This is a genomic window from Providencia zhijiangensis, assembly GCF_030315915.2.
In the GTDB taxonomy this organism is placed as follows: domain Bacteria; phylum Pseudomonadota; class Gammaproteobacteria; order Enterobacterales; family Enterobacteriaceae; genus Providencia; species Providencia zhijiangensis.
In genome coordinates this window covers 3,443,344-3,456,111 of the sequence record NZ_CP135990.1, presented here as the reverse complement: position 1 = coordinate 3,456,111, position 12,768 = coordinate 3,443,344, and the positions used below count along the sequence as shown (strand labels likewise).

The window sequence follows — 12,768 nt, the reverse complement described above, 5'->3', positions numbered from 1 at the left end:
TGACTAGTGGTAATGTAAGGGCGTAGTATGCAGAACTGTATTAACTTTCGTTTTATCGATAGCCGCACCTTAGTTCGTGTGCTATCCGCGTTCATCTTTTTTATTATTATTGGATGTAGTAATAAAGATTGGCGTAAAAACGAGGTTTTTGCAGTTCCATTGCAGCCTTCATTACAACAAGAAGTGATTTTGGCTCGTATGGAACAAATCCTTGCGAGCCGATCTTTGACCGATGATGAGTACGCGCAGCTTTTATATGAGCGCGGAGTACTGTATGATAGTCTCGGTTTAAGGGCGCTGGCACGTAATGATTTTTCAACTGCGTTGTCAATCCGTCCGGATATTCCTGAAATCTTTAACTTTTTAGGAATATATTTTACGCAGGCTGGCAACTATGATGCCGCCTATGAAGCGTTTGATTCTGTTTTAGAGCTTGATCCAACTTACAATTTCGCGCGAATGAATCGTGGCATCGCATTATATTACGGTGGACGATACAAATTAGCGCAGGATGATCTGCTGGCGTATTATCAGATAGATCCAAATGATCCTTTTCGTACTCTGTGGCTTTATCTCGTAGAGAAAGACATAGACCCGCGTATGGCACAAGACAATCTTGCTGCCCGCTACAATCAAGCGGAGAAAGGGCAATGGGGCTGGAATATCGTAGAATTCTATCTTGGCAATATCAATGAAACGACATTGATGGAGCGTTTGAAAGAGACATCTACGGATAACACTTCGCTCGCTGAGCATCTCAGTGAAACTAACTTCTATTTAGGTAAGCATTACCTAAGTCTGGGGGATAAGGATAGCGCAACTGCGTTATTCAAACTGACGGTAGCTAACAACGCACACAGCTTTGTTGAGCACCGCTACGCATTGTTGGAATTGGCGCTGTTAGGCCAAGAACAAGACGACCTATTAGAATCGGGCCAGCAATAGCTGACGAACATTTCTCTATTCATTTTTAAGCCATCATCCACCCGGGTGAGGGTTTATTTGTTCGTTTAATAACACAATTTGAGCCAGTTCACATTTTAAATGATAATGACCGAAATGATTTTCGCTCCGTTATGTAAACTGGCCGCCACTAAGTATGAGGCACCTTTACATGACGACTGAGACCGATATGTCTTTTGCTGATCTAGGTTTATCAGCATCTATTTTGAACGCACTAAGCGACCTGGGATACGAAAAACCATCTCCAATCCAGCAACAATGTATTCCATTGTTATTGGATGGTAATGATGTATTAGGTATGGCACAAACAGGTAGTGGTAAAACCGCTGCATTTGGTTTGCCATTACTGCATAACATCGACCCTGATTTAAAAGCGCCACAAATTTTAGTACTGGCACCGACACGTGAGTTAGCGGTGCAAGTTGCTGAAGCACTGAGCGATTTCTCTAAACACATGAACCGTGTCAACGTGGTTGCCTTATATGGCGGTCAACGTTATGACGTTCAACTTCGTGCATTACGCCAAGGACCACAAGTGGTTGTTGGTACTCCAGGTCGTCTGTTAGACCACCTGAAGCGCGGTACTTTAGATCTTTCTAAACTGAAAGGCTTAGTATTAGACGAAGCTGATGAAATGCTGCGTATGGGCTTCATCGATGATGTTGAAAACATCATGAGCCAGATTCCGGCAGAACACCAAACTGCGCTGTTCTCGGCAACAATGCCAGAACCAATCCGTCGTATTACTCGTCGCTTTATGAAAGATCCTAAAGAGATCCGCATTCAGTCGAGCATTACTACACGTCCAGATATCGCTCAAAGCTACTGGACTGTTTACGGCATGCGTAAAAATGAAGCGCTGGTACGTTTCTTAGAAGCTGAAGATTTCGATGCGGCGATTATTTTCGTTCGTACCAAAAACGCAACCTTAGAAGTTGCAGAAGCGCTTGAGCGTAATGGCTACAACAGTGCGGCACTGAATGGTGACATGAACCAAGCACTGCGTGAACAAACATTAGAGCGCTTAAAAGATGGTCGTTTAGATATCCTGATCGCAACTGACGTTGCAGCACGTGGTCTGGATGTTGAGCGTATCAGCTTAGTTGTTAACTACGACATCCCAATGGATGCGGAATCTTACGTTCACCGTATCGGTCGTACCGGTCGTGCGGGTCGTGCGGGTCGTGCATTACTGTTCGTTGAGAACCGTGAGCGTCGTTTACTGCGCAACGTTGAACGTACAATGAAACTGACTATTCCTGAAGTGGAATTGCCAGATGCTGACGTATTAAGCCAACGTCGTCAGGCGAAATTTGCTGAACAAATTCAACAGCAATTAGAAAGTAGCGACTTAGATCAGTACCGTTCACTGTTAGCGAAAATGTCTCCATCTGAAGATGTAGATATGGAAACTTTAGCAGCGGCATTACTGAAAATGGCTCAAGGCGAACGCGCTCTGATCCTGCCACCAGATGCACCGCGTCGTCCGCGTCGTGAATTCAACGACCGTGATGATCGTCGTGGCGACCGTCGTGACCGCAACAGCAACGGCAACGGTTTTGACCGTGCAGAGCGCGGCGACCGTGGTGCTCGTCGTGAGCGTCGTGATGTTGGCGATATGGAAATGTACCGTATCGAAGTGGGTCGTGATGACGGTGTTGAAGTTCGTCATATCGTTGGTGCGATTGCGAACGAAGCAGACATCAGCAGCCGCTACATTGGTAATATCAAACTGTTTGGTACTCACTCAACTATCGAGTTACCAAAAGGTATGCCAAGCGAAGTGTTAACTCACTTAAGCCGTGCGCGTGTACTGAACAAACCAATGCAAATGCAACTGATCGGTGATGCTCAACCATTTGAGCGTCGTGGCGGTGGCGAACGTCGTGGTGGCCCACGTCGTGAAGGCGGCAGCGAAGGTGGTTTCGGTGCAGGTCGTCGTAATGACCGTGGTGGCGATCGTGATGGTCGTCGTAGCGGTGGTGATCGCGAAGGCTTCAGCGGCAACCGTCGTGGTGGAAACCGTGATGGCGGCAACCGTGACCGTGGTAACTCTGCACCGCGCCAAGATGGCACCAATGCAGCACCACGTCGTCGTAGCAGCAGCCACAACGCATAGTAGCGCTATCCAGCCACGTTAATGTGGCTGAGATAAATACAAAAAAACCGCATTTTTTAAATGCGGTTTTTTTTATGCAGTTAATAAGGCTTTCGCTTCTCGCTGAGGCATAGGCAGTGGTGATCGGCTCACCACCACTTTTTTCACTCGCTGATTAAATGCCCCGTAAACAATTTCGCTAAATAGGCGCTCTTCCACCATATTCACGCCACCTTCAATAATTTCGAGGGCTTGAACCAAAACACGATGTTTCGACGCAAAAGGGCGACGGACTTTTAGACCCATATTGCAGACCAACTGATACAGCACAAATTCGGCTTTAAAAAAATCTCCGATAACCATCCTTTGGACTGAAAACTCACCCGTTGCACTGCGTTCTTCATGGGTGTCGAGATTTTTCAATGTCATCGAATTGGTTCGAATTTGCAGGTAAAAATCAGCCATAACCTTTTCTCCTGAGTCACTCGTTAAATTAACCCTAACGCCTCTTTCAACGGTTTTAAATAGCGGCGGCTAACGGGAATATGCCCACCTGAGCATAGCACCAATTCGGCTTGTCCATTATCCCCAAATAAAATCTCTCTGAGCTGGGCCATATTCACTAAATATTGACGATGGCAACGCACTAACGGCGTACGCATTTCTAATGTGCGCAAGGTTAATTCGGTAAAGCCTTCTTGTCCTTGGGTACTCATCACATACACGCCGCTCATACGTGAAGTGACATATTGGACATCATCTAATTTCATCAAATAAATGCGGCTGTGTCCGGTACAAGGAATAAATTTGAGCGGTTCGTTGTTATCGAGAAGCTCGAGATTCTGTTTCAGTTTATTTTGGCGTAAACGAGCTAAAGTCTTTGCCAATCTTTCTGGTTCAAGGGGTTTAAGTAGATAGTCGAAAGCATGCTCTTCGAAAGCTTGGATAGCAAACTCATTAAATGCCGTCAGAAAAACAATATGTGGGCGCTCTTCAGGATCGAGCATACGCACCATTTCTAATCCCGTAACTCGGGGCATTTGAATATCTAAAAACACCACATCAGGCTTTTTTTTGTGGATCAAACCGATGGCTTCAATGGCATTGGCGCACTCGCCAATAATTTCGATATCGTCATGCTCCTCGAGTAAGCAGCGCACGTTTTCACGTGCTAGGGGTTCGTCATCAACGATCAATACATTCATAGCGTTATTATCATTTATTATGTGCAATGTGATTAAGTGGACATGTAGGGCAAGCGAATTTTTACGCGGGTGAATTTTTCAGGTTCATACTCCACGCCTATTCCATATTTTTCACCGTATTTCAGGCGCAAGCGTTTATCGACTAAGCCCATCCCTAAGCCGTCAGATTGTCCACTTGGCTGGTATAAACCGGCATTATCTTCAATTTCAATATAGACATGTTCACAGCGAATATAGCTACGTATTGTAATGTATCCGGTATTTAATAACTGTGAAGTGCCATGTTTTATTGCGTTTTCGACAATCGGTTGCAGTGTGAACGCGGGTAATTCCACCTGTTTAACCTTATCGGGGATATCTAAATGGATCTGTAAACTCTCTTGGAATCGCGCCTTTTCAATTTGTAGGTATGAATTGATGTGCTCAATTTCTTCCCCTAGTGTCGCATTCTGCTCTGGACGTTTTAAGTTATTACGAAAGAAGGTGGAGATATATTGCACAAGCTGTCCTGCTTGCTGGCTATCTTTGCGGATCACAGCCTGTAATGTGTTGAGCACATTAAAGAGAAAATGCGGGTTCACTTGTGCGTGAAGCAGTTTGACTTCCGATTGCAGTAAGGATTGTTTATTACGCTCATATTGTCCCGCCAAAATTTGGGCAGAAAATAGGCTGGCAATTCCTTCCCCTAGCGTACGGTTGATGGAGCTAAAGAGGCTATTTTTGGCTTGGTATAATTTGATGGTTCCAATGACTCGCTGGTTTTCACCTCTCAGTGGGATCACGAGGGTCGAGCCCAGTTTGCATGAAGAGCTTAATGAGCATTTATAGGGAGTTTCGTTACCATCGGCATAGACCACTTCATTATTATCAATGGCCTGCCTAGATTGAATGGATGAGATAGGTGTCCCCGGAATGTGGTGATCGGAGCCTAGTCCGATAAAGGCGAGAATTTTTTCTCGATCCGTAATGGCCACCGCACCAATATCTAACTCTTGATAAATAATTTTCGCCACTTTCATGCTGTTATCCGCATTGAAGCCTTTACGCAAAATACCTTCAGTACATAAGGCTATTTTCAAGGCTTGAGCGGAAAATGCTGTGGTGTATTTCTCGACGATGGCGCGTCTATCCAGCAATATACGGATAAACATGGCTGCCCCGATGGTATTGGCAATGATCATCGGTGCGGCAATATTTTTCACTAATTCATAGGCTTCATCGAATGGGCGAGCGATGAGTAAAATAATCAGCATCTGGATGATTTCAGCGAAAAAGGTAACGCAGCTGGCGGTAACAGGGTTAAAAATTTTATTAATTTCCCCGCGCTTCATATAGTAGCGATGGACTAGTCCACCAATTAAGCCTTCGACAATGGTCGAGATCATACAAGCGAAAGCGCTCATTCCACCCAAAGAGTATCGGTGGATCCCACCAGTAAACCCAACAGCAAAACCCACTGCAGGGCCGCCTAATAATCCGCCAAGTACGGCGCCAATAGCACGAGTGTTAGCTATGGAATCATTGATATGTAAACCAAAATAAGTACCGATGATGCAAAATACTGAGAAAATCAGGTAGCACATCACTTTATGAGGTAGGCGGATAGTAACCTTAAGAAGTGGGGTGACCAATGGAGTGCGGCTGAGTGCCCAAGCGATAACAAGGTAGACGCACATTTGTTGTAGTAGTAATAAAATCAAGTCGAATTCGTACATGCTCGTCATATTTCACATTATGGGGGTGTTGGCTGCGCTCAGCTGCTCTAGTCACATACTTTTGTATGCTCGTCATATTTCACATTATGGGGGTGTTGGCTACGTTCAGCTCCTCTAGTCACATACTTTTGTATGCTCCTAGAGATATCTTCTCTTGCCGTCTACCCATAATGCGAACTATTTAGAGCATGTTAGAGTATGGCCCATTATATTTCACATTCTATATTTTACATTATGAGGGTGTTAGCTGCGCTCAGTGGGTTTAGCCATATACTTTTGGGAGATATTGTATCTTATTGGGCTGGTTAAGTAATCGTCATTTAATAATTAGCAAAACATCATTATTTGACATAAGCGCCAAAGCCCCTCAGACTAAAAAAGACCGCTAAAGCGTGATTTTGCGCACAAATTTCTTAACGTTAGTGTTAATTTATTGTCATAATGAAAAAGTAGTTTCCTCCGTTATTATTCAAGGCCCACATACATAATGAAAAAAAGAACCATCATACTGATCTTGCTTATGCTGATCTTAATTGCTGCTGCGGCGCTTTTTCATTCCCATAATCAATTTTTATTATTGCAAGGGGAAGTGGACGCACCGGAAGTCATCGTGACTTCAAAAGCCAAAGGCAGAGTCATTGAACGCCATGTAGAACGCGGGGATGATGTGAAAAAAGGGCAGTTACTGATCACCTTAGAAAGCCCAGAGTTACAAGCCCAATATGCGGCATTAAAAGCGGCTAAGGATCAAGCTCAAGCCCAACTCGACCAATCCTTAAACGGGACTCGTGAAGAGACGCTGCGTGACCTGCAAGCTGCGGTAGCTCAAGCAAATTCTCAATACCAAAATGCTTCTCGTGAATTTACCCGTTTAAATAATCTTTCAGGCAAAGGGTATGTCTCCGCGAATGAGTTAGATACCGCCCGTAAAGCAAAAGATGTTGCATTCCAACAAGTCCAAAGTGCTAAGGCACGTTTGGAAGAAGGGAAAAACGGCGATCGTATCGAGCAGCGTCAACAATATGAAGCCGCAGTGAAGCAAGCAGAGCAAAAACTTGCTGAACTCCAAGTTCAACTGGATGACTTGCAAGTGAAAGCCCCTGTGGATGGTGAAGTCGGTCCAATCCCTGCAGAAATTGGTGAATTATTCAATGCAGGTAGCCCTTTAATCTCATTGATCAGCCTCCCTCAAGCCTATTTTGTTTATAACCTACGTGAAGACATTTTAGTGGGTGTGAAAAAAGGGGACAAAATTGAGCTGACGGTTCCAGCCTTAGGGGATAAAACCGTGGAAGCCGAAGTTCGCTATATTGCACCGAAAGGGGATTACGCGACTAAACGAGCCACCCGTGCGACAGGGGATTTCGACCTGAAAACCTTTGAAGTTCGCTTGTATCCACAACAACCGATTGAAGGATTACGACCGGGGATGAGCGTCTTGTGGCACTGGGATAAATAACAGGTGACGCCATGAAACTCAAATTCGCTTGGCATGGTTTTGAACATGCTTTTAGCCGCGAAACCCAAATGGCGATCCGCAGCCCAGTCTTTCACTGGCTGAGTTGGCTATTCCCTTTGATGCTGTTTACGTTAATTAGCGCTAACTTCTCAGAGGGAACGCTGATGGATGTGCCAGTTTCGGTGGTAGATAACAACAACAGCCCAATTTCAAGGCAAATTATCCGCGATCTTGATGCGGGTCCTCATGCGGAAGTGAAAGCGATTGATGGCAACTTAGTGACATCCATCAAACAGCTGGGTAGCGCCAAAGATTATGCCTTGCTCTATATCCCCAAAAATTTTGAGGAGGATATATTGCGAGGACGCCAGCCTGAATTGCGCATGTACTACAATGCGCTATTTTACGCATCTGGCAGTTATGCTATTCAAGATTTTAGCGGCTTGGTTGCGGAACTTAACGCCAAATACCGTCAAGAAATGGCAAGATCGATGGGGCAATCGCTACCGGCATTGGCGCAAGTCACGCTCTCTTACGATAGCCTCTTTAACCCAAGTGGCAGCTATATTTATTACCAACAATTTGCGGCGACCATCCATATGCTGCAACTGTTTGTGGTCACTGCCACTATTTACACCATGTCTCGCGGCACCATTCTTCAAAGCGTGAAGCCATTTTCAATGGCACTGTTAGGCAAAATGGCGCCATATACGTTATTTTTCACGACGTTACTGATTGTGGAACTGGCGGCGCTGGTCACTATCTTCGATGCAAAAGTGGTGGGGAACCCGCTGTATATGATGCTGGTGGGCTTCTTCTATGTGATAGCGGCGCAGAGTATCGGGTTACTACTCTTTAGCTTCACGTCCAGCGCGATAATGGCTTACAGCTTAATCGGGATGCTGGTGAGTATTGCCTTGGCGTTTTCTGGCATGGCAGTGCCGGAACTCTCGATGATTTTGCCCGCACGGATTATTTCGAATGCGGAGCCACTCACTCACACTTTAAACGCCATGTTTGATATTTTCTTACGGGAAATCTCGTTTGAGCGTATTGTGCAAGTGTGCCTATTCTTGCTGATTTATCCGTTACTGACGGCATTTTTGATCCGTAAGCGCTTAGTGAAACGGCTAGAAACCCAAGGAAGTATCGTATGATGACGGTCTATTTTGCGACGTTTAAAAAGGTACTGCTGGGCATGCTGGAGAAACCGATGTGGCTGCTGCTGCTCGTTTCTCTCTGTATTATGAGTTTGGTCTATGCGCGTCCGGTATTGTGGGATCTGCCTGTGGCGGTTATCGATATGGATCACTCAGGCGCAAGTCGTGAGCTGATCCGCGATTTAGACGCCACACCCAAAGTCCAGCTACACAGTTACGATAATTTAGCTCAAGCACGGCAGGATATGATCGCGAGGCAGCTGTTTGCCATCGTGATCATCCCAACTGATTTTGAAAAACATTTGCTTAGTGGCAAAAATATCACGGTACCCGTTTATGGGGATGCCACAAACCGTTTAGCAAGTGGGCAAATCCAGCAAGAGTTATCGAAAGCGTATCAAACGCTATTGAGCGCCTATAACACCCAGTTACTGGAAAAAGCGGGTTTCAGTCCTGAACAAGCAAAAGTGATTATTGCCCCTGTTCGCAGTGAGACTGAGCCGCTGTATAACCCCGGTATTAGCTTTGCGGCGATTATCTTCCCTGGCTTGCTGGTGATGTTATTGCAGCACTCCTTATTAATTGCGTGTGTGCGGGTCAGTATTGCTATTCGCTCTACACCAAAAGGTAAACCCCCATTAGCGGTTTATCTGGGGGCGTTGTCGGCGCTGGTGCCTATCTGGTTATTTCTTTCGACCGTGTTTTTTGCCTTATGGCCATGGATTTTGGGTTATCGGCAAGAAGCGCCGTTGTACCAGATTTGGATGCTGACCTTCCCATTCTTACTCGCCGTTATTGGGTTAGGGAAGCTGGTCACGGAATGTTTGCGTAGTGTGGAAATGATCTACCTGACATTGGCGTTTATCACCACGCCGGTGTTCTATATGTCCGGTACGATTTGGCCACTGCAGGCCATGCCGGACTGGGTACGGATGATAGCCTCTGCGTTGCCATCCACATGGGCGACTAACGCGATGGCGGGGATCAACCAAATGGGGCTGCCATTTAGAGATATCTTGATGGATATTGTGATGATGCTGGTGCTTGGGGTGATTTACTCGTTTATCGGTGTGTTTATTGGCATGTTACGAGATGGCGAACTGCGCCACCTTAGTCATGTCATTCATCGGTGGCGTAAACATCTGCATAAATAAAAAGTAAGCGGTTGATTTTAGACCGCTTACTTTTTGAGAATCACTCTACAACGCTAAGGCTTAAATTACACTCTTCAGCAGTTGAAACCGAAAATGTGCGTCCGTTAGCATTGGTTTTGCCCGAATAGGCTTCCCCATTACAGTCATTGATAATGATGTAATTGACTGATGAAAGTGGTAAATCATTTCCATCGGTTAATAGGAAACTCAAATTATAATCGTGGCCACCCACTTGGGAACTAATGTTGCCATTGCTTTTGGCGGCAAGCCCTGCAATCACAAACTCACCCGTTTTGCCATCTTGGTTCAATTTTCCAACCACATTATCTTCGGTGCCTGCCACAATATGGGCATTTTCAGGTACTGAAAGAACTTTTTTCCCTTTAAAGACCACGCGATAGTACCCAGAATCGGAGTAACTCACCTCTTGGTTTTGTTCGAGATCCGCTTTGGTGTACTCAAGGGATGTTGAGCATCCCGCTAAAAAAAGTGTCATGACGAGCAGGGTACGTTTTATCACGGGTATTTCCTTATTAGTTTGTGAGTTTGATTGCTTATCTAATCTACCGTACGTCAACTGAATTCAAAGGAGATAACTCCGTATCTGTTTGGGGGATATTCTGGGTATAGGCCGGTTATTGATGAAAAATTGCGCAGGTTTTTGTTGGTGATTGGCCATGGAATGAGGAGGTTCGCTAGAGAGCCTATCATAAATAGAAAATTCATTACGCCTCTAGGGTCAATACCGCTTAAAAAATTAACTATATATCTCTCGTATTAATGGCAGTAACCCCAACCCAGCGAGCTGAATTTCGATTTCATTGGCTTTTTTAATATCCTCTTTATTTTCACCATCAAAAACATGGTCGGTACTGATAATTAATGTTCCGTGATTTTTTTCATTATCAATATGGATAAGCTGAGCTGCCATGGGAACCTGTTGTTGCGTTATTTTTTTATTTAAATAAAGCATCCAGCCAACGGGAAGTCTGTCTGGAAAAACATTTCTTTTATTATATCTATATTTATTAGTATCAATTCTTATACAGACTATTTTATAGGTTAAAAAATATTTTTTTAGTGATTCAATTAGTTTAGGTTGACTAGGCGGGTTGATATCACGTAGTTTAAATTCCAGATTATATATTAATCCTGAACTTGTATATTTTATATCTAATGCCTTGTTTTCATTAGCCCATATTGATTCCATCCAATCAAAATAAGGCATGTTTTTTAATAAATCAGTCGGCGTGTATAGGTTAAATGCTTTCTTTTGTAATGCTTCTTCAAGAGTGTCAGCAGTTAAGTACCATGAGCTTTCCTTTTCATTAGTAATACTCTCACATGTTAATATCATTTTTTCAAAAATATTAATCAACAAAGGGATTGATATTTCTTCACGTAATTCGATATCTACTTTAATTGATAAATCCATAAGTTATCCTAGTGTAAGTAATTTTAACCATGATTTTAATAAATAGATGTAGAAATAGAGTTTAGCGTCTAGAGTACGATAATTGAGTTGATTGCTACGTTATCGTACCCTAGATACCTCGTAACAACCTAACTATATATTTCCCGAATTAACGGCAATAATCCCAGCCCAGCAAGCTGGATTTCGATTTCATTGGCTTTTTTAATATCCTCTTTATTTTCACCATCAAAAACATGGTCAGTACTGATAATTAATGTTCCGTGATTTTTGTCATTATCGATATGGATAAGCTGGGCTGCCATGGGAACCTGTTGTTGCGTTATTTTTTTATTTAAATAAAGCATCCAGCCAACGGGAAGTTTATCAGGGAAAACATTTCTTTGATGGTAGCTATAGCCATTTGTATTAACTCTAATATCGATTAAATTGAATTTAATTGCACTTTCAGAGATAAGGTCAAGCAACATATCAAAGCTAAAACTAACAACCCTTCTTAAATCAAAATTGAGTCTATAGACTGAACCACTTCCATTACTAACCATAACTAGTGCATTATCATCTCCAGCCCAAATACCCTCTATATTGCTAATCTCATATTCATCTGTAAAAAAACTTGTTGGTTTGCCATTTTCAAATGCTTTATATTCTAACGCTTCCTCTTGTGAATCCCCACAAAAATACCAAATATCAGGTTCAGCAGATGCCATTTTCTTTGAAAATTCAATCATAAACTGAAATATGTCAATAACAGTACTTTTCACCATTTTATCATTTAATGAAATATCCAATTCAATATTTAAATTCATTATTTTACCTATATTAAGTTGTGTGATGCGTTCTAATTTGTGGTAATGATTGAAATATTCTAGTACAGAATAGATACATGTTTTTCTGAGAGAAATGCCAATCAGAATATGACTTTTTTTTCAATGGAAATTCACATAACCAGTTTTGTTCTGAAGCTTGCTTAAGTGGTTTCCCGCCCTTACTAAAAAAAGACTTCACATTACCATCTTTATCAAATGCAAAATCGAAGTTATCTTTCGTTTCAATAAAGTTACATTCATCAGGCTTCCAGCCATCAAATTCCACTAACGGGTTTAGGGTTCTGGTTGGCACGGGAATTGTGCACTTCCATTCATCAATGTATCTCATTTGCCCTGCGGGGGTATCGACAGTTCTGATTTGTGTATTACAAATTCTTGCTTGATACGCATAAGCATTGGGCGTGCGTGTATTGGTAATATCATTTTGATGAGGAACAATATAAGGGATCGCAGGGCAGTCCTGACAGCCTTTACTGGCTTCAATGGCAGCAACACCAACAGATGCCCCGGCTGTAGCACCTACAGCAGCACCTTGATTATTACCTCGTTTCTTTTCTTCATCATCAAACTCGCCACCGATCGCAATACTTTCATATTCCCGAATTTTATCTTCATAACTAGTATTTCCCCACTCATCATCTCCACTACCTGACGAAGAGGGGAAGCCGATTTTTGAGGCTTCATGGGTGACTAGCACTAATCCACCTAATGTGACCGTTCCTGCAGCTGCAATAATTAAAGGAACTGGCATA

12 protein-coding genes are annotated in these 12,768 nt (G+C 43.4%); 5 read left to right on the top strand and 7 right to left on the bottom strand.

Translation table 11 applies throughout. From position 1 onward, the window contains the following. The first annotated feature begins 27 nt into the window (after positions 1-27). Positions 28-945 (top strand): lipoprotein NlpI, encoded by a 918-nt coding sequence (gene nlpI, locus QS795_RS15780; protein WP_154599704.1) that lies wholly within the window; start codon positions 28-30, stop codon positions 943-945. Positions 946-1,114: 169 nt separating this feature from the next. Further along, positions 1,115-3,082, top strand: coding sequence for a DEAD/DEAH family ATP-dependent RNA helicase (locus QS795_RS15775; RefSeq protein ID WP_286269943.1), 1,968 nt, complete (start codon positions 1,115-1,117; stop codon positions 3,080-3,082). 72 nt (positions 3,083-3,154) lie between these two features. Here QS795_RS15775 and QS795_RS15770 read toward each other — a convergent pair whose 3' ends face one another. Genes QS795_RS15770 through QS795_RS15760 form a run of 3 tightly spaced genes read right to left on the bottom strand, consistent with a single transcriptional unit; the run spans position 3,155 to position 5,981 of the window. Continuing rightward, positions 3,155-3,526 carry a YjaA family stress response protein gene (locus tag QS795_RS15770; RefSeq protein WP_286269941.1) on the bottom strand — a complete coding sequence of 124 codons (372 nt, stop codon included), beginning with the start codon at positions 3,524-3,526 and terminating at the stop codon, positions 3,155-3,157. 23 nt (positions 3,527-3,549) lie between these two features. Then, a complete protein-coding gene (gene btsR / locus QS795_RS15765) occupies positions 3,550-4,266 on the bottom strand; it encodes a two-component system response regulator BtsR (RefSeq protein ID WP_286269939.1) in 717 nt (238 codons plus the stop codon). Positions 4,267-4,298: 32 nt separating this feature from the next. Next, the gene (locus QS795_RS15760) at positions 4,299-5,981 is read right to left on the bottom strand and encodes a LytS/YhcK type 5TM receptor domain-containing protein (protein ID WP_286270073.1); all 1,683 of its coding nucleotides are present in this window, start codon (positions 5,979-5,981) and stop codon (positions 4,299-4,301) included. Between the two features lie 487 nt (positions 5,982-6,468). On the opposite strand from QS795_RS15760, the gene QS795_RS15755 reads away from it, so the two are divergent. The 3 genes from QS795_RS15755 to QS795_RS15745 are packed head-to-tail and all read left to right on the top strand — an operon-like array spanning position 6,469 to position 9,754. After that, positions 6,469-7,440, top strand: coding sequence for an HlyD family secretion protein (locus QS795_RS15755; protein ID WP_154603019.1), 972 nt, complete (start codon positions 6,469-6,471; stop codon positions 7,438-7,440). An 11-nt stretch (positions 7,441-7,451) separates the two neighbouring features. Continuing rightward, positions 7,452-8,597: an ABC transporter permease gene (locus tag QS795_RS15750; protein WP_318626619.1), complete on the top strand. Its 1,146-nt coding sequence runs from the start codon at positions 7,452-7,454 to the stop codon at positions 8,595-8,597. Beyond that, a complete protein-coding gene (locus QS795_RS15745) occupies positions 8,597-9,754 on the top strand; it encodes an ABC transporter permease (protein ID WP_154603113.1) in 1,158 nt (385 codons plus the stop codon). Before QS795_RS15750 ends, QS795_RS15745 begins: the two co-directional genes overlap by 1 nt. 40 nt (positions 9,755-9,794) lie before the next feature. Here QS795_RS15745 and QS795_RS15740 read toward each other — a convergent pair whose 3' ends face one another. The 4 genes from QS795_RS15740 to QS795_RS15725 all read right to left on the bottom strand — a co-directional run bounded on the left by QS795_RS15740 (position 9,795) and on the right by QS795_RS15725 (position 12,767). Then, a complete protein-coding gene (locus QS795_RS15740) occupies positions 9,795-10,274 on the bottom strand; it encodes a hypothetical protein (RefSeq protein ID WP_318626618.1) in 480 nt (159 codons plus the stop codon). A gap of 237 nt (positions 10,275-10,511) precedes the next feature. Next, a complete protein-coding gene (locus QS795_RS15735) occupies positions 10,512-11,189 on the bottom strand; it encodes an Imm52 family immunity protein (RefSeq protein ID WP_286269934.1) in 678 nt (225 codons plus the stop codon). Between the two features lie 128 nt (positions 11,190-11,317). After that, a complete protein-coding gene (locus tag QS795_RS15730) occupies positions 11,318-11,995 on the bottom strand; it encodes an Imm52 family immunity protein (protein WP_286269932.1) in 678 nt (225 codons plus the stop codon). Between the two features lie 13 nt (positions 11,996-12,008). After that, positions 12,009-12,767 (bottom strand): Tox-REase-5 domain-containing protein, encoded by a 759-nt coding sequence (locus QS795_RS15725; protein WP_286269930.1) that lies wholly within the window; start codon positions 12,765-12,767, stop codon positions 12,009-12,011. Between the last annotated feature and the right edge of the window lies 1 nt (position 12,768).

Bases quoted from the DNA above. Each gene is read 5' to 3' on its own strand.
- QS795_RS15730 (WP_286269932.1), bottom strand. From the start codon at position 11,995: ATGAATTTAAATATTGAATTGGATATTTCATTAAATGATAAAATGGTG.
- QS795_RS15745 (WP_154603113.1), top strand. From the start codon at position 8,597: ATGACGGTCTATTTTGCGACGTTTAAAAAGGTACTGCTGGGCATGCTG.
- QS795_RS15725 (WP_286269930.1), bottom strand. From the start codon at position 12,767: ATGCCAGTTCCTTTAATTATTGCAGCTGCAGGAACGGTCACATTAGGT.
- nlpI (WP_154599704.1), top strand. From the start codon at position 28: ATGCAGAACTGTATTAACTTTCGTTTTATCGATAGCCGCACCTTAGTT.
- QS795_RS15750 (WP_318626619.1), top strand. From the start codon at position 7,452: ATGAAACTCAAATTCGCTTGGCATGGTTTTGAACATGCTTTTAGCCGC.
- btsR (WP_286269939.1), bottom strand. From the start codon at position 4,266: ATGAATGTATTGATCGTTGATGACGAACCCCTAGCACGTGAAAACGTG.
- QS795_RS15760 (WP_286270073.1), bottom strand. From the start codon at position 5,981: ATGTACGAATTCGACTTGATTTTATTACTACTACAACAAATGTGCGTC.
- QS795_RS15775 (WP_286269943.1), top strand. From the start codon at position 1,115: ATGACGACTGAGACCGATATGTCTTTTGCTGATCTAGGTTTATCAGCA.
- QS795_RS15735 (WP_286269934.1), bottom strand. From the start codon at position 11,189: ATGGATTTATCAATTAAAGTAGATATCGAATTACGTGAAGAAATATCA.
- QS795_RS15755 (WP_154603019.1), top strand. From the start codon at position 6,469: ATGAAAAAAAGAACCATCATACTGATCTTGCTTATGCTGATCTTAATT.
- QS795_RS15770 (WP_286269941.1), bottom strand. From the start codon at position 3,526: ATGGCTGATTTTTACCTGCAAATTCGAACCAATTCGATGACATTGAAA.